This is a genomic window from Mesorhizobium sp. P2_D1, assembly GCF_056404455.1.
The window spans coordinates 83,925-102,329 of record NZ_JBFUDZ010000007.1 but is presented as its reverse complement, the minus strand read 5'-3'; the positions used below and the strand labels follow the sequence as shown (position 1 = coordinate 102,329).

The 18,405-nt window shown below is 64.3% G+C and carries 11 protein-coding genes and 1 tRNA gene; 2 read left to right on the top strand and 10 right to left on the bottom strand.

Translation table 11 applies throughout. From position 1 onward, the window contains the following. Nucleotides 1-282 precede the first annotated feature (282 nt). From AC1D0I_RS08490 to AC1D0I_RS08450, 9 genes are all read right to left on the bottom strand, one after another. A complete protein-coding gene (locus AC1D0I_RS08490) occupies nucleotides 283-1,971 on the bottom strand; it encodes an ABC transporter ATP-binding protein (protein WP_477394321.1) in 1,689 nt (562 codons plus the stop codon). Next, complete coding sequence (locus tag AC1D0I_RS08485) at nucleotides 1,971-2,915, bottom strand: acetamidase/formamidase family protein (RefSeq protein WP_477303093.1); 945 nt, start codon at nucleotides 2,913-2,915, stop codon at nucleotides 1,971-1,973. The genes AC1D0I_RS08490 and AC1D0I_RS08485 overlap by 1 nt, the downstream gene beginning before the upstream one ends. A 104-nt stretch (nucleotides 2,916-3,019) precedes the next feature. Beyond that, complete coding sequence (locus AC1D0I_RS08480; RefSeq protein ID WP_477394319.1) at nucleotides 3,020-4,648, bottom strand: ABC transporter substrate-binding protein; 1,629 nt, start codon at nucleotides 4,646-4,648, stop codon at nucleotides 3,020-3,022. A 29-nt stretch (nucleotides 4,649-4,677) separates the two neighbouring features. After that, the gene (locus tag AC1D0I_RS08475) at nucleotides 4,678-5,598 is read right to left on the bottom strand and encodes an ABC transporter permease (RefSeq protein ID WP_095088311.1); all 921 of its coding nucleotides are present in this window, start codon (nucleotides 5,596-5,598) and stop codon (nucleotides 4,678-4,680) included. Nucleotides 5,599-5,600: 2 nt separating this feature from the next. Next, nucleotides 5,601-6,449 carry an ABC transporter permease gene (locus AC1D0I_RS08470; protein ID WP_457152773.1) on the bottom strand — a complete coding sequence of 283 codons (849 nt, stop codon included), beginning with the start codon at nucleotides 6,447-6,449 and terminating at the stop codon, nucleotides 5,601-5,603. A 7-nt stretch (nucleotides 6,450-6,456) separates the two neighbouring features. Further along, on the bottom strand, nucleotides 6,457-7,041 hold the full coding sequence (locus AC1D0I_RS08465) for an ANTAR domain-containing response regulator (protein WP_477394317.1): 585 nt from the start codon (nucleotides 7,039-7,041) through the stop codon (nucleotides 6,457-6,459). Continuing rightward, nucleotides 7,038-8,177 carry a transporter substrate-binding domain-containing protein gene (locus AC1D0I_RS08460; RefSeq protein WP_477394315.1) on the bottom strand — a complete coding sequence of 380 codons (1,140 nt, stop codon included), beginning with the start codon at nucleotides 8,175-8,177 and terminating at the stop codon, nucleotides 7,038-7,040. The genes AC1D0I_RS08465 and AC1D0I_RS08460 overlap by 4 nt, the downstream gene beginning before the upstream one ends. Before the next feature lie 725 nt (nucleotides 8,178-8,902). Then, nucleotides 8,903-8,979: transfer RNA gene (locus AC1D0I_RS08455), tRNA-His, on the bottom strand. A gap of 347 nt (nucleotides 8,980-9,326) precedes the next feature. Continuing rightward, nucleotides 9,327-9,785 (bottom strand): phasin, encoded by a 459-nt coding sequence (locus AC1D0I_RS08450; RefSeq protein WP_095088547.1) that lies wholly within the window; start codon nucleotides 9,783-9,785, stop codon nucleotides 9,327-9,329. Between the two features lie 247 nt (nucleotides 9,786-10,032). Here AC1D0I_RS08450 and AC1D0I_RS08445 point away from each other — a divergent pair, with 247 nt between their 5' ends. Next, nucleotides 10,033-13,974 carry a PAS domain S-box protein gene (locus AC1D0I_RS08445; RefSeq protein WP_477394313.1) on the top strand — a complete coding sequence of 1,314 codons (3,942 nt, stop codon included), beginning with the start codon at nucleotides 10,033-10,035 and terminating at the stop codon, nucleotides 13,972-13,974. Between the two features lie 368 nt (nucleotides 13,975-14,342). Here the strand turns inward: AC1D0I_RS08445 and AC1D0I_RS08440 are convergent, their stop codons facing one another. Continuing rightward, nucleotides 14,343-16,313 carry an acetoacetate--CoA ligase gene (locus tag AC1D0I_RS08440; RefSeq protein WP_477394312.1) on the bottom strand — a complete coding sequence of 657 codons (1,971 nt, stop codon included), beginning with the start codon at nucleotides 16,311-16,313 and terminating at the stop codon, nucleotides 14,343-14,345. A gap of 200 nt (nucleotides 16,314-16,513) precedes the next feature. Between AC1D0I_RS08440 and AC1D0I_RS08435 the strand changes: the two genes are divergently transcribed. Then, entirely contained in the window at nucleotides 16,514-18,367 is a 1,854-nt protein-coding gene (locus AC1D0I_RS08435) for an AsmA family protein (protein ID WP_477394310.1), read from the top strand. Nucleotides 18,368-18,405 lie beyond the last annotated feature (38 nt).

Genomic DNA, 18,405 nt, shown 5'->3' with positions numbered 1-18,405 from the left:
GCAGGGGTCTCGGGGGGCACGTCCGGCAGCTTTCGCAACTTGTCCTCACGTTGAAACAATCGACGTCCGCTTCTTGAGGATAGTGCGGATTGCCTGAACGGCCGACATGAGGCGCAAAGCGGACGTCACTTGCAGAACTACACGCTCCCGCGGCTACTCCTCCTTCCGATGGCTGGCAGGTTCAGTCCATGAAAAACTAGCCAAGGTCGGTAGGGCCACTAGCCACCCACCCGCCACCGAGGAACCCGGCCGAGATGATTTGGTGCGCCGGTCTCTGTAACACTACTTCTGTGGGTTTGCGACGCGTGGGACCGGTATAGGCACGGCGGCGATCAGTTCACGCGTGTAGGCTTCGCGCGGTGACGACAGCACCGCGCGGCGTGCGCCAGCCTCGACGATGCGGCCGGCGCGCATGACGGCGACGTTGTGGCTCATGCGCTCGACCACGGCCATGTCGTGTGAGATGAACAGATAGGAGAGCCCGAGCGTCTCCTGCAGCTCAAGCATCAGGTCGAGCACGCGCGCCCGGACCGACACGTCGAGGGCCGCAACGCTTTCGTCGGCGACAATCAGCTTCGGCTCGAGTGCCAGCGCTCGGGCGATGCAGATGCGCTGGCGCTGGCCGCCGGAAAATTCATGCGGATAGCGCGTGGCATGATCGGCGGCGAGGCCGACGTGCTTCAGAAGCGAGGCCACACGCTCGTTGCGGTCGCCCTTGGCACCAATGCCATGGATGACGAGCGGTTCTGCGATGGCAGCGCCCACTGTCATGCGCGGGTCGAGCGAGGCGTAGGGATCCTGAAAGATCATCTGCGCGGCGCGGCGCACCGGCCGCATCGCGGCGGCGGAAAGGCCCTGGATGGCCGTGCCGCCGATGGTCACTGCACCCGTGAAAGGCACCAGGCCGAGCACGGCCTTGCCTGTGGTGGATTTGCCGGAACCGCTTTCACCGACGAGGCCGAGCGTCTGTCCCGGCATGATGTCGAAAGAGACGTCCTGCACCGCCGGCGCCTCGGCGGCGCGGCGACGAAAAAGGCTGGCGGAAGCGCCGTAATCGACGACGAGGTTCTTGACCGACAGCACCGGCGCGGCGCCCTCTGGCGCGGCTGGTCGGATGGTGGCGGTGACCCTCGGCGGCGCGTCGGTCGCGGCGTGCGCGCCGAGGCGCGGCACGGCGGCGAGCAGCTCGCGCGTGTACTCGGCTTGCGGCCGCTCGAAGATGTCGAGCACCGGGCCTGCCTCGACAATGCGGCCGTCACGCATCACGGCCACCCGGTCGGCCATCTCGGCGACGACGCCCATGTCGTGGGTAATCAGGATGATGGCGGTGCCGAATTCCCGCTTCAACTCGCGCATCAGTTTCAGGATCTGCGCCTGCACGGTCACGTCGAGCGCCGTCGTCGGCTCGTCGGCCAGCAGCACTTTCGGCCGGCAGGACAGCGCCATGGCGATCATGACGCGCTGGCGCATGCCGCCGGAGAGCTCGTGCGGATATTGCTTCATGCGCCGCGCCGGGTCGTTGATCTGGACGACGTCGAGCATGGCACGGGCGCGGCTTTCGATGCTGGCGCCTTCCGCGCCCTGATGGGTGCGGATCGCCTCGGTCAGCTGCGCGCCGATCGAGTGTACCGGATTGAGCGAGGTCATCGGCTCCTGGAAGATCATGGCGATCTCGCCGCCACGCACATCGCGCATGGCGCGCTCGGACAGGAGCGGCAGGCTCTGGCGATCGAGCCTGATGTCGCCGCCGGCGATGCGCAGCGAGGTGCGCGGCAACAGCCGCATGATCGAAAGCGCCGTCACCGACTTGCCCGAACCGGACTCACCGGCGATGCACAATGTCTCGCCCGGCGCCAAGGCAAAGCTGATGCCGTCGATGACGCGCCTCGCCCCTTCAGGCGTCAGCGCGTCCACCGACAATTTGTCGACGGTCAGGACGGCATCCTGCTTTGGCCCGGAAGCATCCGCCATCAATTGAAGACGATTCTTGGGAAGTAGAACGAGACGACCCAGTTCGGCATGTCAACGATCTCGCTGATGCGCAGGTCGCCGCAAACCGAGCAGAGCATGTAGGCGTCGACCGGCTTCAGCCCATGCTCCGCGGCAAGCAGGTCGACCATGCGCATGACGCTTTCGCGCGCCGCGGTCATCAGGTCCGGCCCGATGCCGGTGGTGGCCTCGTAGCCGGCCGCGTCGAGATGGCGGGTCACCGGTCCCGGCGTGGTGAAGCGCGGACTTTGGAGCCGCGCGTCCTTTACCAGCTCGATCGTCGCCTCGACATCCATACGGCTCTCGATGGCGGTGCCGCAGACCTCGCCGTCGCCTTGAGCGGCATGGGTGTCGCCGATCGAAAACAGCGCGCCCACGACCTCGACCGGCAGATAGAGCGTGGTGCCAGCCGAAAGGTCGCGGATGTCGAGATTGCCGCCGACACGGCGCGGCGGCACGACCGAGTGCAGGCCGGGTTCGGCAGGCGCCACGCCGATCGTGCCGGCGAAGGGTTTTAGCGGTACGCGGCCACCAGGGCCAAAGAGTGCCGGCGTCATCGCGGCGGCGTCATATTTCCAGATGTGCAGCGCCGGCTCCTCGAACTGGTCGGCGAGCAGGCCGAAGCCTGGAATGTTGGCGGTCCAGCCGAGGCCCGACGGTTCGAAATGGCGCAGCGTGATCTTCAGCGCATCGCCGGGCTTGGCGCCCTCGACATAGACCGGTCCGGTCACCGGATTGACCTTGCCGAAATCCATCGTCTTGACGTCCGCGACCGTGGAGCTGGCGTTGAACTGCCCGCCTGAGGAATCGAGACATTCGAAATGGATTGTCGAGCCGGGCCTTGCCGTCAGCGCCGGCTCGAAGTCGCGGTTCCAGCCGAAATGATGACTGGCGCGATGGATGGTGTAGTCGCACTTCACGCACATGGTTTTTTCTCGTTGTCTTGGGCAAGCCGCCCTCCCGTGCAGGCGGCATCATGGGACGGTCCCGGCGGTGAGCTGGATGCCTGCCGCCGGGAGATGAGAAGAGCCTATTTGTTCGCGTAGATCGCTTCGTAATCGATGACGCGGGTGGGATCGATGTAGATCTCGTCCGGGCCGCCCATGCGCTTGGACTTGGCCACCACGCGGCGTTCGTTGAAGACCGGGATCCAGGGTGCTTCATTGGTCTGGATGTCGGTGAAGATCTGCGCCCAGGCCTTGTTGCGCTCCTCGGCCTTGGCCGGTACCGGCATGGCGTCAGCGGCCTGGCCGCGGGCGTCGATGTCCTTGTTGCAGTACCACGACCAGTTCCAGCCGCCGGCAACAGCGCTGCCGCAGCCCAGGATCGGCCCGTAGAAGTCGGACGGATCCGGGAAGTCGGCGATCCAGCCGAGGCCGCCGGACCAGACCATCGGCGCCTGCCCCTGCGTGCCGCCGGCGGCGATCACGTTCGGGTTCGCCACCGCCTTGATCTCGGCCTTGACGCCGATCGCCGCCAAATCCTGCTGGATCGCCTGGGTGATGCGTGGCTGCGGATCGGTGTTGGAGGTGTAGATCTGCGTCGAGAAGCCGTCCTTCAACCCGGCTTCGGCAAGCAGCGCCTTCGCCTTTTCGGGGTCGTAGGCATAGCCCTTGTAGTTCTGGTCATAGCCCGGCATCAGCGGCGGCAGCACCTGGCTGGCCGGCGTGGCGCGGCCGTTGATGATGCGCACGATGCGGTCCTTGTTGATGGCCATGTTGACGGCCTGCCGCACCTTGGCGTTGTCGAACGGCTTCACCTGCGTGTTCAAGGTGACATAGCTGGTCTCGAGCTGCTGGCGGTCGACGATCATGCCCTCGAACTCGGCCGACTTCTTCATCTCCAGATATTTCGCCGGCGGGATGCCGTCGCCGGCGATATCGACCTCGCCCTTCTGCAGGCGCAGCAGCGCCACCAGCGGCTCCTGGCCGACTTCGACGGTGAAGCTGTCGACATGCGGCCGGTCCTTGACGAAATAGTCGGGGTTCTTCTGGAAGACGAGGCGCTGGCCGATCGTCCATTCCTTCAGCGTGAAGGCGCCGGAGCCGACCGGGTGTTTGCCGAAATCGCCATTGGCGGCTTCCACGGCCTCCTTCGGCACGACGGAAGCGAAGTTCAGCGCCAGGACGTTGAGGAAGGTGGCGTCGGGCTGCGACAGGGTGAACTTGACCGTGTGGTCGTCGACCGCGGTAATGCCTTCCATCGTGTCGGCGGTGCCGGCGGTCATCTTGTCGGCGCCGACGATCGAGTGGAAGAAGCCGGCGCCGGGGCCTTGCGTCKTCGGGTTGACGGCGCGCTCGATCGACCACTTCACGTCCGCCGCCGTCACCTCGCGGCCGTTGGTGAACTTGACGCCCGGATGCAGTTTGAAAGTGTAGATCTTGCCGTCGTCGGAGACGTCGTAGCTGTCGGCAAGCGCCGGCCCGAGCTCCGTCGTGCCGGGCTTGTAGTCGACGAGGCGCGAGAACAGCGCGTTGATCATCGACCAGTTCTGCCAGTCGTAACCGACGGCCGGGTCAAGCGTGGCGATGTCGTCCTTATAGGTGACGATGATGTCGCCGCCGTTGGTCGGCGTGTCAGCGAAGGCAAGCTTGGCCGGCACCAGGGCGGAGGTGGCGAGCAAGGCCGCCAGGCCCATCCTTTTGGCGAATTTGTTCATTGAGTTCACTCCTCTGTTGGTTTTGTTGGTTATTGGCTGCGGATGCGCGGGTCGACGAAGGGCGCGATGAAGTCGGCGAGCAGATTGCCGAGCACGATGGCCAGCGCCGAAACCAGGGTGACGCCCATGATGATGGGCACGTCGACCTGCTGGATGGCCTGCCAGGCGAGCTGGCCGATACCGGGCCAGCCATAGACGGCCTCGACCACCACCACGCCGCTCATGAACTGGCCGATGTCGATGCCGACCATGGCGATGATCGGCAACAGCGCGTTGGGCAGCGCATGGCTGAGCACAACACGGCGGCCGCTGAGACCCTTGGCATGGGCGGTGCGCACATAATCCTGGCGCAGCACCTCGATCATGGCCGAGCGCACCATGCGCGCGTACCATCCGGCGCCGAGCACGCCGAGCGTGAGGGCCGGCAGCACCACATGCCGCGCGGTGCCGAAGCCGGACATCGGGAACCAGCCGAGCGTGGCGGCAAAGACGTATAAAAGCAGCAGCGCCACGACGAATTGCGGCGACGAGACGCCGACGAAGGACAGCATCATGATCGAACGGTCGACGAAGCCACCGCGCCAGACCGCCGCGATGATGCCGAAGGTCAAACCAAGCGCCACCTCGACGACGATGCCGGCGGCCATGAGCACCAGCGTCGCCGGCAAGCGCGCCAGGATCAGCGGCAGCACTTCGGTCTTCTGCGTGTAGGAGCGGCCGAGGTCGCCATGCAGCAAAGAGCCGACATAGTGCAGGAACTGCATGATCAAAGGCTGGTCGAGACCGAGCTCATGGCGGATCGCGGCCACCATCTGCGGCGTAGCTGAGCGGCCGGCGATCAGCACGGCGGGGTCGGCCGGCAGGTAGTAGAGCAGAAGGAAGGTGATGGCGGCGACGCCGAGCAGGATCAGCACGGCCTGGACAAGACGGCGGGCGAGGAAGACGGCCATCGTTACAGCCTCCCGCGCTGCGTCGGGTCGAGGATGTCGCGCAAGGCGTCGCCGATCAAATTGAACGACAAGGCGGTGGCGAGGATGATCGCGCCGGGGATGAACACCAGCCAGGGCGCATCCTGGAAATAGCTCTGGCTCTCGAAGATGATGTTGCCCCAGGAGGGTTGTGGCGGCTGCACGCCGATGCCGAGAAAGGACAAGGTCGCCTCGAGCAGCACCGTGGTGGCGATGCCGAGCGTGCCCCAGACGATCGCTGTCGGCATCAGATGCGGCAGGATGTGCAGGAAGATGATGCGGCCATTGCCGGCGCCGAGCGAACGTTCGGCGACGATGAAGTCGCGCTCCACCAGGCCGCGCGTTTCTGTGTAGACGATGCGGGCGACCTGCACCCAGTTGACCAGCGCGATGACCATGGCGACGATCCACAGGCTGGGCTTGAGCAACGCCGCGAGCGCGATGGCGAGCAGCAACGCCGGGAATGCCATCATCAGGTCGGTGAAGCGCATCAGCAAATTGCCGACGGTGCCGCGCAGATAGCCGGCGAGCAGCCCGACGAGAAGGCCGATCGCGACGGCGACGCCATTGGCGACGAGACCGATGATCAGCGACGTGCGGGCGCCGAACAGAACGCGCGAGAAGAGGTCGCGTCCAAGCGTGTCGGTACCGAACAAATGCTCGCCGCTGGGTGGCAGCGGTGCGCCTTCGAGCGACAGGCCGTCGGTGAGCTGGTTGTCCGGCGAGAAGTGCACGATCCAGGGCGCGAAGATCGCCGCCAGCAAAACGATGACGACCACGATCAGCCCGAACAGGGCGGAAGGCCGTCTGACAAGTTCGCGCAAAACCCGCATGCGGCGCCTACATCGCCCGCGGCACGGGCTCATGCCCGGCGACGATGGCCGCGGCGACATGCTCGACGGTGAGTCGGCGCTGCATGGCGAGGCGACAAAGGATGCGATAGGCGCCGTCCTCATCCGTACCCTGCGCGCCCATGATCGAGCGCATAGCGTCATGGACGATCGGCCTGAGCCGCAAGCGCTCCTCCAGGCCGGCAATGCGCGCCCGCACAGCGGTACGCTCGTGATGGGCATGTGTGGCAAGCACCAGCGCCGGATAGACCGAGGAGGCGACGACCGGCTTTGCCATGATCGCGCCGGCGCCCTTGGCCAGCGCCCAGGCGATGCGGCCCGGCGCTTCGGAGCCGAGGAGTGCCACCACCGGAACCGGTGCATCGTCGCCATTCCATGGCAACAGATCGTCCCACCCCTGATCGGCATCGACCAGGACGATATCGGCCGGCGTCTCGGCAAGATCGAGCGGCTTCCACTGCACCAGAACGGTGACGCCGAGACGTTCAAGCTGCCGCTTCAGGCGCTCGATGTTGTCGTCGGCGCGATGCAGGATCGCGGCGCGCCAGGAAACGAAATTGGGCGTGCGCGTCATTGCACCACCCTCAGATGCGGGGCGTGCTGGATGGGCAGCGTGCCGACGAGATAAGGGTCGGCGGCGATGGCGCCATGCGAGGCGATGATGTCGAAGCCGGAGCGCTCGTTGATGCGGCCCAGATGGAAGGGCAAGGCGGCGTGGTTGGTGCGCGGATCGATGGCCAGCGTGCCGAGCACAGTCTGCCGCGGCCGGGCATGCAGGAAGCCGCGCACGCTGGCAGGGTCGTCGCGGTCGGCCTCCGACACCGCCTCGGCGCAAAGTTTCACGGCGGCGTAGGCGCCGGCAAAGAAGCTGGAGACGCGACGCTCGGCGCCGAAGCGGGCGGCGACGCGTTGCTTGAAGCCGCGGTTCTCGAACGACGCCAGGCTTTCGAAATAAGAGGCTGTCGAGAACTGGCCGACGGCCACGCCCGGCTCGATCTCACCCAGCTCGCATTCCGTCAGGTCGCAGCTCAACACCGGGCAGCGTTCCGGCGCGAAGGCGGGATCGCGCTCGCCCAGCCGCTTGACGGCGGCAAGGAAGGCATAGCTTGACGGGCCGATCATGTTGTTGAGGATGAAGTCCGGCCGGTGGCGCTCCAGATCGGCGATCAGTAGGCCGACTTCGGTCTCCTCGATCGGCAGACAGCGCTCGCCAAGCACCTCGCCGCCGGCGCGCATGAGAAGCTCGCGCGCCAGCCTATTCATCTCCCAGCCCCAGACATAGTTGGCGCCGGCGAGATAGACGCGCTTGCCGTGGCGCGGCAGCATATAGTCGAACAGCGGTATCAGATGCTGGTTGGGACAGGCGCCGGTGTAGATGACATTCTCGTTGGCCTCGAAACCCTCGTAGGGGCAGATGTACCAGAGCAGCCCGTCATACTTCTCGACCAGCGGGATGACGTCCTTGCGCGACAGGGAGGTGATGGTGCCGATGACATTGCGGCAGCCCTCGTCGCGCAGCATGGTGCGGATCAGATCGAGGTAGCGTTCCGGCTGTCCGGCCGGATCGCCGAACACCGGCTCAATGCGCACGGGGCTGCCGGCCTTCTCCAGTTCCTCGATGGCGAATTCGGCGCCGGCGCGGCAGTCGCGCCCGATCGCCCCGTAGGGACCGGTGGTCGAATAAAGAATACCGACCCTGAACGTCTTCACCCGGACCTCAAAAAACAAAGGCCCCACACGCACCCCATGCTCGATGAGACGCGGCGGGGCCATGCTGCCCTTGTCCGGCCTTGCCGGACGCGATGTGTTACGCGGAAAAATGTGCGCTTGCGAAATAGAACACGAGCAGGCGCACACTTGTCAACGGCGACTTGCTCGAATGGAATAGCTTGGAGGTTAGCTCATTAGACGGTCGGCTCGAGATGGAGCATGCAGGTCAGTCCACAGTCTGCATTTCGGCCGGGCTCCTGAAGGCTGCCGGTTAGAATGCGAGCCGATCGACTGCCTTCAAATCCGGCAAGGGGAAATGCCCGATCCTGGCGTAATCACGACCTCCAAGTGGTCGCAAGCATGTCCGCTTTCGTGAAGCGGCGAGGCTGACCTCTACGACCGAGATGAGGCGCGAAGCAGTCGTTCGAGATGGGTGGCCAGGAAAGGACTCTGTGGCGCGAATCCAGCTAATTCGTTGGGCATTTGCGTTTAGAGGATGCCACCGAAATCGTCGGGTCCGCTGCCGGGGAGACAGCGGACTCAAACTAGGGCCAGGAGGGGCAACGCCCTTTATGATCCCTATGCGGGGATCATGGGTACACCACCGGACTGTTACAAACGTTCCGTCGGCTGAAAGATATATCCCGGGCTGAGGGTGGCAAACTCGCCGCTCAGCGGCGGACGAAAATTCTATAATGAATTCAATTTTTTAGCTATAAATCCGATGGTACCGTTGGCTGGGATCGAACCAGCGACCTCCGGATCCACAATCCGGCGCTCTAACCATCTGAGCTACAACGGCACGTTCACCGAGCCGGACCACGTGGAAAGCGCGCTTTCCGTGATCCGCTCCGTCGTTCGGCGATGCGTCCTTACGGGCTAATGGATTTTAATTCAAGACTTTTGCTAGGCAAAGGTCGCTTGCCCACAAACAGCATCGACTTTTCGCCGGACAAAGAAAAAGGCCGGCGGGAGGAGGTGCCGGCCTTTTCCTGTTACGAGCCAGCGGGAGGAGGTGCTGGCTGGTCACCCCGGGAGCAGAGGGAGGAGGTTCCACTCGCCGGGTATTCCTTGATGGCTACCATCATACGCCTGATCGTTTTTAAGAAAATGCGACCTTTTGTTGCATCTTCAGATCATGCGCAAATGTTAGGCAACCTTGATTTCCTTCATCGCCTTCTCGAAGGCGGTCTTGATCGGCTTGGAGACATCCTCGGCCGCCTTGGAGGCGACGGTCTGGAAGTCCTTGGCCTGCTCGACGGTCATTTCGACGCGCTTGCGCAGGAAGGCGGTCTGCAGCTCGACGACTTCCGACAGCGACTTGGCGCCGATCAGGGCCTCGAGGTGTGAGAAACCGGCCTCGGCATTGGCACGGAGAGCAGAAATGGTCTTGAGCGACAGGTCGCTGGAAACGGTCTTGGCGGTCTCGTAGGTCGACTCCAGAGCCTTCTGGGTCTCCTCGGCGCCGGTCTTCAGCTTAGCGTAGGCTTCCTTCGACTGCTCAACGCCCTTTTCGGCGAAAGCGCGCATCTGGTCGGTAGCCTTGGAAGCGTCGAAGCTCGGGAATTCAACGTTTTCGATCGTGTCGGCAGTTTTGGTCCTGGACATTTTCCATCCTTTTCAGCGTCAGCGGCTTTGACAGAAAGCCGTCTCGTTCATGTATGATGGCAATATAAAGGCAAATTTTGTGCATTGCAATATCTTTGTTGCAGTGCACCATAATTTTCTTCGGGCCGTTAACCAAGAGGCCAGATTCCAGCCTTTGCACGTTCTGGCTTGTGGACCTTCGCGCCGCCGGCTTTTATTAACAAAGCGTTAACCGCAATTTGCCGCTCCGTGAGGGTTCGCCAAGCGCATGCCGTCCGAATATTCCTTCCTCGACGTCGCCGTGCTCGAAGCAGTCCGCCAGCGCTTTGCCGCCGGCGACGCGATCGCGATTCTTTCGACGGATCTGGAGCAGGTGATCTGGGCCAATGGGCCAGGAGCCGCGGTGTTCGGCTACCCCGACATCGAGGCGATCATCGGCGCCTCCGCGCAACTGCCGTTGATCGCCAGACGCCAGATCATGGCGACCAGCGGATTTCCCGAGATCAGCGGCGACCGCGCCATCACGGTGCGGCTGGCAACGGGCGTGACGAGCCGTGCCGTCGGCTTCCTGGCCAGTGCCGTGACCATGCCGGACGCCGAAAAGGCGATCATGCTGACCGTGCCGGCGGCGCAGACGGGCTCGCGCAGCGCCGGCGAAATCGCCGCTCGCGCCATCGGCGGCTTTACCGAAGACGGCCATTTCATTGCCTTTGTCGATGCCAGCGGAAACGTCGAGGCCGCCTCGGAAGGATTTTCGGCACTGGGCATCTTGCCGGAGACGCTGGCGGCGCTGGTTGCCGACGTCGCGGATGAGGGCGACCGCATCGTCAAGCGCCTCGTTCCCGGCGGTGCGACCTCCTATCCGGCAGGGCTGGCAAGATTGACCGAGGAACGGCATCTGCTGGTGGTGATCGACGAGGACCAACTCGACGACACGTCCGCTGCCGACGACAGTGTCGCGGACACGCAAGCGCCAGCCCAGGTTGAAACCGCGGCTGCGGTAAGCGCGATTGCCCAGTCGGAACCGGACCAGGACAACAGACCGGCAATCGACATCGAACACCCGGCCGTGGACGAACCGAGCGTTCCGGAAGCCGCCGAGATCATTCCGCCAGCGCCTGAGAATGCCGATCCAGCGGGGCAGCCTGCGGAGGCGGCGGATAACGACCCGGGAACTGCCGCCGCTATGGCAGCGCAGCACGATCACTGGTACTTCAATGCCGGTGAGGAAGACAGGCAACGGGCCGGCCGGGCCGCTGCAGCCGAGCCGGTTGAGCCCCCTGCCGCCGTCGCGGAGGGTGCGGCGGAAGTCCCGACGCGGCACGACACCAAGGCCACCGCCCCTGTCGAACGGCCGGTCGTGCGGTCGATCGACCGCACGGCGGCGCCACTGCGCTTCGTCTGGCGCACCGATGCCGATGGCAAGTTCAGCACGCTGTCTCCGGAATTCGCCGACATTGTCGGCAAGCCGGCCGCCGATGTGATCGGGCGGCGCTTCAGGGATGTGGCGGCCACTTTCGGCCTCGATCCCTCCGGCGAGATCGCCGGCTTGCTGGAACGCCGCGATACCTGGTCCGGCCGCTCCGTGCTGTGGCCGGTCGCCGGATCCGACCTGAAGCTCCCTGTCGACCTCGCGGCGCTGCCTGTCTATGGCCGCAGCCGTGCTTTTGAAGGCTTCCGTGGCTTCGGTGTTGCCCGGGCCAGTGACGCGGTCGTCGATCCGGAAGCCATCGGCATGGCGCTGGTGCCCAACGGCAAGGCCCCGGAGACGCCGGAGCCGCAAGCCGTGGAACCCGTGCCTGAACAGCCCAAGGCTGAAGCGCCGAAAGCCCAGGAGCCGAAGGTCGAGGAGCCGAAGGCATCGGACCCGTTCCAGGGCGAGGTGCCGGCGCTGACCATCGTGCCGAAACCGGAGCGACGCTTTGCCGACAAGGTGATCCGGCTGGCCGAACATCGCCAGCCAGCCAACGATAAGGGCCTGTCGACGCTGGAGCGAAGCGCGTTCCGTGAGATCGGCGAAAGGCTGAAGAAGGACAGTTCCCCGGTCGAGCCGCCGGAGGCCGAGAAGCCCAGCCTGGACAATCCCAGGGAACGGACCGCCGAGACACATGCCGAGGCTGCGGCAGTCGGCGAGATTCCGTCAACAGCGGATGTGGCCTCGCACGAAGGGCCGACGCTGGCCGGCGAAATCCCGGCGGCGGAGCCGGAGACGATGCGGGCCGAGACGGATGTCGATGCCGAGGACGAAGCGGATCTGGCGCGGCTTGACGGCGGTCACCCGGACGAAGCGGGTCATGAGGCACCCTCCGACACCCTGCCGGGTTCGTTGCTCGACTATGCCGACCGTGATGATGAACGCGGTCCTGTCGCGGACAACAGCGACGGGGCCCCGGTTTCCGAACCGGTGGCGGCGCAACCAGAGATCACCGAGCCCGTCGCCACCGGCAAAGGGCCGGTTGTAGCCGATGCGACACATGACGCTGTTGATGACGACAGCATGACATCGGCGGATTTTCGCGATGCCGAGGATAGTGAAGATTGGGTACAGCCCAACGAGGAAGCCGCTGCCTCTAACGAACAGGCGTCCGCGTCCGTCGCGGAAACAGCCGGCGCAAGCGGCGACGCGGCACGCATCGCGCGCCCACGCCTCAATGTGCCGCCGCTCAAGGTCGAAGGTTTCGTGCCGTCGGCCTTTTCCGCCGGAGATGAGCACAAGGCTCCTGATACCTCGCTTCTGAGCAAACTGCCCGTGCCGCTGCTCATCCATTCCGGCGACCAGTTGCACTATGCGAACGAGGAATTCCTCAACCTGACCGGCTATGAGGCGCTCGACGACCTGGCGGATGCCGGCGGCCTCGGCGCGCTCTTTGCCGACCCCTATGCCCACGATGGGACCTCCGACGGCACCGATCGCGCCTTGCGACTGAAGACGCGCGATCGGCAGGAATTCCCGATCGAGGCTATCCTGCGCTCCGTCCCCTGGCGTGACGGCAAGGCATTGATGCTGGTCGTGCGCCGCACCGGCGAAGATGACGCGCCGGCGGCCCTGCATGTGGTTGGCGACGAGCAGACGCAGCCCGACATTCCCGAGCTCAAGGCACGCATCGCCGAGATGCGCACCATCATCGACACCGCCACCGACGGGGTCGTGCTGATCGGCCGTGACGGCACCATCCGCTCGATCAGCCGGCCGGCCGAAGCGCTGTTCGGTTTCGACAGTGACGAAGTGACCGGCAAACCGTTCGCCTCGCTGTTTGCGATAGAAAGCCAGCGTGCGGCGCGCGATTATCTCAACGGACTGTCCGAGCCCGGCGTGGCGAGCGTCATGAATGACGGCCGCGAGGTGATCGGGCGCGAGGCGCAGGGCCGCTTCATCCCACTGTTCATGACCATCGGCCGGCTGCCCAACGACAGCGGCTTCTGTGCAGTCGTGCGTGACATCACGCAGTGGAAGCGGGCCGAAGAGGACCTGACCCAGGCACGCGCGGTGGCCGAGCGTGCGTCCTCGCAAAAGACCGATTTCCTCGCCCGCATCAGCCACGAGATCCGCACGCCGCTCAACGCCATCATCGGCTTTTCCGAACTGATGGTCGACGAGAAGTTCGGACCGGTCGCCAATGACCGCTACCGCGACTATCTGCGCGACATTAGTCGCTCGGGCAACCATGTGCTCGACCTCGTCAACGACCTGCTCGACATCTCGAAGATAGAGGCCGGCCAGCAGGAGATGGCCTACGAGGCCGTGTCGCTCAACGACACGCTGGCCGAGACGGTGGCGATGATGCAGCCGCAGGCCAACCGCGAGCGCGTCATCATCCGCTCCAGCTTCGCTTCGCGGCTGCCCGAAGTGGTGGCCGACCTGCGCAGCGTGCGCCAGATCGCGCTCAACATCCTGTCGAATGCCATTCGCTACACCCAGGCCGGCGGCCAGGTGATCGTCTCGACCGCCTATGAGACGTCAGGCGACGTCGTCATGCGGGTGCGCGACACCGGCATCGGCATGAGCCACGCCGAGATCGAGCAGGCACTGAAGCCGTTCAAGCAGATCAACGCGTTGAAGCGCGGACGTGGCGACGGCACGGGGCTTGGACTCCCGCTGACCAAGGCGATGGTGGAAGCCAACCGCGCCCGGTTCACCATCAACTCGACACCGGGTGAAGGCACCCTGGTCGAGGTCGCGTTTCCGTCGACCCGCGTGCTCGCCGAATAAGCAATTCCGGAAAACAGACCGACCTACAGCGCAGCGTGTCCGATCAGATTCAGGCGATGCGCTTTCGGTCTTTATCCTTGTGCATGTCGTTCTCCCAAACCGGGAGCACTTTTGGGCGGCATGCAGCAGCAAAAGAAAAGGCGCCCAAGAGGACGCCTTAAGAGATGGGATTGCTGTCACAACGGGGCTTGAGCGAATTCAGATCCTCCGGGGGCAGAGGAACGGGATTTCTCCCTCAAGTTACGTGCGACTATCGACGCCGGGCCTTAACAACTCCTTACCGGCGCCGCCGAAAATTTACGAATGTGTACCACTCATGAAATCTAGGTAAATTCTCGCGACATATTTGGTTAACCATGCCTGCCCGGTCACTCGGCCAGCTGCGGCAGGTTCCTGAACAGCTCCAGCGCCTCGGGGTTGGCGAGCGCCTCCTTGTTCTTGATGGCGCGGCCATGCACCACGTCGCGCACGGCGAGCTCAGTGATCTTGCCTGACTTGGTGCGTGGGATGTCGGTGACAGCGACGATCTTKGCYGGCACGTGRCGSGGGCTCGCCCCGSTGCGKATYTTSGASCGGATGCGYTTTTCCAGATCGKCATCCAGYTSSACGCCGGCSGCSARCCGCACGAACAGCACGACSCGSACGTCRTTGTCGAAATCCTGGCCGATGCACAGMGCYTCCAGAATCTCSGGCATCTGTTCGACCTGGTTGTAGATCTCCGCCGTGCCGATACGCACGCCGCCCGGGTTGAGCGTGGCGTCGGAGCGGCCATGGATGATCATGCCGCCATGCACGGTCCATTCGGCGAAATCGCCATGGCACCAGACATTGTCGAARCGCTCGAAATAGGCSGCCTGGWATTTCTTGCYCTCGGGRTCGTTCCAGAAGCCGATCGGCATMGMYGGAAACGCCCTGGTGCAGACCAGYTCGCCCTTCTCCTGSCKGATMGGCTTGCCGTCRTCGTCCCAGACATCGACGGCAAGGCCRAGGCCMGGYCCCTGGATCTCGCCGGTCCACACCGGCTGTGTCGGCACGCCGAGCACGAAGCAGGAGACGATGTCGGTGCCGCCGGAGACCGACGCCAGATGGACGTCCTTGCTGATGCCGTCATAGACGAAGCGGAAATCCTCCGGTGACAGCGGCGACCCGGTGGAGGAAATCGCCCGCACGCTCGACAGATCATGCGTGCGGATCGGCTTGAGACCGGCCTTGCGCACGGAATCGATAAACTTGGCCGAGGTGCCGAAAAAGGTCATCTTCTCGGCATCGGCGAAGTCGAACAGCACATTGCCGTTGGGGTGGAAGGGTGAGCCGTCATAGAGCAGCAGCGTCGCGCCCGAGGCGAGCCCCGACACCAGCCAGTTCCACATCATCCAGCCGCAGGTGGTGAAGTAGAAGAAGCGGTCGCCGTCGGTGAGACCGGCATGCAGCCGATGTTCCTTGACATGCTGGATCAGCGTGCCRCCGGCCGAATGGACGATGCATTTGGGAATGCCGGTCGTTCCCGACGAGAACAGGATGTAGAGCGGATGCGCGAACGGCAGCCGCTCGAAGGTGACGGGCTTGACGGCGAAGGGCGAAAGCGCCTCTTCCAGCGCCACGGCCTTGTCGATGACATCAGCGACATCGCTCGAGGTGCCGAGATAGTCGACGACCAGAACCTTGCGCACCGTGCCAAGCTTGGCCGCAACCGCGGCGATCTTGTCGGCGACYTCGATSGCCTTGCCATTGTACCAGTAGCCRTCSGGCGCRATGAAGACCACCGGCTCGATCTGGCCAAAGCGGTCGAGCACGCCCTGCTCGCCGAAATCGGGAGAGCAGGACGACCAGACGGCGCCGATCGAGGCGGCAGCCAGCATGGCGGCGACGGTCTCCGGCATATTGGGCATCATCGCTGCGATGCGATCGCCCTTCTTCACCTTGAGCGACAGGAAAAGCTGCTGCAGCTGTGACGTCAGCGCCTGCAACTCGTTCCACGACAGTCGGCGCTCGACCTTGTCTTCGCCGCGAAACACGATTGCCTCACCAGCGCCGGTCTTCTTCAGCAGATTCTCGGCGAAATTCAGCGTCGCGTCGGGGAAGAACGAGGCACCAGGCATCCTGTCACCGTCGACGAGCACGCGCTCGCCCCCATTGGTCCCCTTGTCGCCGACGATACCGCCGAAGTCCCAGACCAGGTTCCAGAACCCTTCGCGGTCCTCGACCGACCAGCGGTGGAGCTCCGAATACGAAGAAAACGCTACGCCGGCTTTCACTGCCGCAGCCTTTGTGAAAGCGGTCAAGGGTGCTGCATCAATCTGGTCTTGCGTCGGGGTCCAGAGCGGTACTTCGGCAGCCATGATCGTTCCTCCACGGTCGCCACCGCTTATGCATATCGCAGCGCAGCAGAGCAAGATTTTGTTCGGTCAGTGAGACCAGATGTGCGCAAATGCCATCGCCGGGCCATAAAGACTTGAAATGCCTCAGCCCTAAGTCGTAGTGACGACTGGGGTTACACCCGTCAGGCGATTTTTGTCGGAATGGAAACATACGGGGCGATATGCCATCAACTTTGATCCGGCGCGGAATATGGGCGATCGGCGCTGCCGTGCTCGTCATCGCGCTGGTCGTTGCCGCCCTGCCGCTGATCGCCTCCACCCGAATCGTGCGTGACCGCATTGCCTGGGAGATGAGTGCGTGGAGCGGCTTCCGGGTCGCCATCGACGGCTCGCCGCGCATCGAGGTCTGGCCGAAATTCCGCGCGATCCTGACCGATGTGACGCTTTCGCAATGGACCGACACCGAGGCGCCGCCGGTGGTCGAGGCCGAGCGGGTCGAGATTGACCTTTCCGCCATGGCCGCCTTGCGCGGCGACGTGGAGTTTTCGACGGCGCGGCTGGTGCGGCCGACGATCCGGGTTGAGCGAACACCGGCCGGCTTTTTCCTGCCCGCCGTCCCGACCGGCGGGCGCATCACGCGTTCCATCGACACGGCGCGCGGCGTGGTCAATGCCGACCCCGCCAAGCCCGACCTCGACAAGCTGCCGGCCGACACGTTCGGCACGGTGGAGTTCCGCGACGGCCGCATGGTGGCGTCCATCGCCGGCAAGGATGTCGAGATCCTGAGCAGCCTGTCCGGCCAGGCGAATTGGGCGGCGATGAACAGCAATGCGACGCTGTCGGCAACCGGGATCTGGCGCGGCGAAAGCGTCGCGCTGGACGTAGCCTCGCCGAAGCCGCTTGTCCTGTTTGCCGGCGGTACAGCACCGCTGACGCTGTCCTTCAAGGCGGCGCCCGCGACCTTCTCGTTCGACGGCACGGCCAGCATGTCCGAAAACGCTTACTTCGACGGCCAGGCGAAATTCTCGGCACCTTCGCTGCGGCGTGTCCTGGAGTGGTCGCAGGCCGGCATTGCGCCGAGTGCTGCGATCGGTTCGGTCAGCATTTCGAGCAAGATCACGGCGACGGCAGGGCGAGTCAAATTCGACAACACCGCGATCGCGCTGGACAACAATCCGGGAATGGGCGCGCTGGATCTCTCGTTGGGCGAGGCGCAACCGGTGATCTCCGGGACGCTCGCCTTCGACACGCTCGACCTCAGATCGTTTCTCTCGGCCTTCACGCCGCTGGCGCCGACCGGAGGGGCGGAACCCGGCGACATCGACACAAGTTTCGCCGACAAGGTCAACCTCGATCTCAGGCTGTCGGCAGCGCACGCTACGGCGGGGCCTATCCAACTCGCCGACGTCGCCGCCACCGCCCAGGTCAAGGATGGTCTTTCCGTCTTCGATATCTCCGATGCCTCGGCCTTTGGCGGCAACATCCAGAGCAGCCTTCGCTTCGACCGCAAACCGGAAGGCTCGCAGGTCGAGATTAAGCTGCTGGCGTCCGACATCGATGGCGGCGCCTTCGGCACGGCGGCTGGGATGACCCGGCTGGTGCCGGTCGCCACCGGAACGGTCTCGGTGATCCTCAAGGGACCAGGCAGAACCTGGGACTCCATCTTCGACAATGCCGACGGCTCGGTCTCCGCGACGTTCGGACCGGGTGTGTTGAGCAAGCTCAACCTGCCCGCCTTCCTCAAGCATACCGAACAAGGCGGCTTCTTCGCGCTCGACGACGTCTCCGACGGAACATTGCCGATCGACGGTGCCGAGATCAAGGCCAGCATCACGAAGGGCGTGGCGCGGATCGACAAGGCCGAAGCCAATTCGGCGAAGTACAAGCTCTGGCTGTCCGGGATCGCGTCCTACACCGGACGAGGACTGGCCTTGTCCGGCGGTATCATTCAGCCGGACCAGGCGGCAACGCAGGCCAACGGCCAGCAAGGCCCGATCCAGTCATCCTTCTTCGTCGGAGGAACGTGGAGCACGCCGTTCATTTCCCCGATCAGCCGCGGCGTTTCTGGCGAATAGACCTTACCGCCGGTTTGTCCTGAAGCAATTCCCTATGG

Coding starts and splice junctions, on each gene's coding strand:
- AC1D0I_RS08465 (WP_477394317.1), bottom strand. CDS start 7,041: ATGACGCGCACGCCCAATTTCGTTTCCTGGCGCGCCGCGATCCTGCAT.
- AC1D0I_RS08490 (WP_477394321.1), bottom strand. CDS start 1,971: ATGGCGGATGCTTCCGGGCCAAAGCAGGATGCCGTCCTGACCGTCGAC.
- AC1D0I_RS08445 (WP_477394313.1), top strand. CDS start 10,033: ATGCCGTCCGAATATTCCTTCCTCGACGTCGCCGTGCTCGAAGCAGTC.
- AC1D0I_RS08470 (WP_457152773.1), bottom strand. CDS start 6,449: ATGCGGGTTTTGCGCGAACTTGTCAGACGGCCTTCCGCCCTGTTCGGG.
- AC1D0I_RS08450 (WP_095088547.1), bottom strand. CDS start 9,785: ATGTCCAGGACCAAAACTGCCGACACGATCGAAAACGTTGAATTCCCG.
- AC1D0I_RS08435 (WP_477394310.1), top strand. CDS start 16,514: ATGCCATCAACTTTGATCCGGCGCGGAATATGGGCGATCGGCGCTGCC.
- AC1D0I_RS08475 (WP_095088311.1), bottom strand. CDS start 5,598: ATGGCCGTCTTCCTCGCCCGCCGTCTTGTCCAGGCCGTGCTGATCCTG.
- AC1D0I_RS08485 (WP_477303093.1), bottom strand. CDS start 2,915: ATGTGCGTGAAGTGCGACTACACCATCCATCGCGCCAGTCATCATTTC.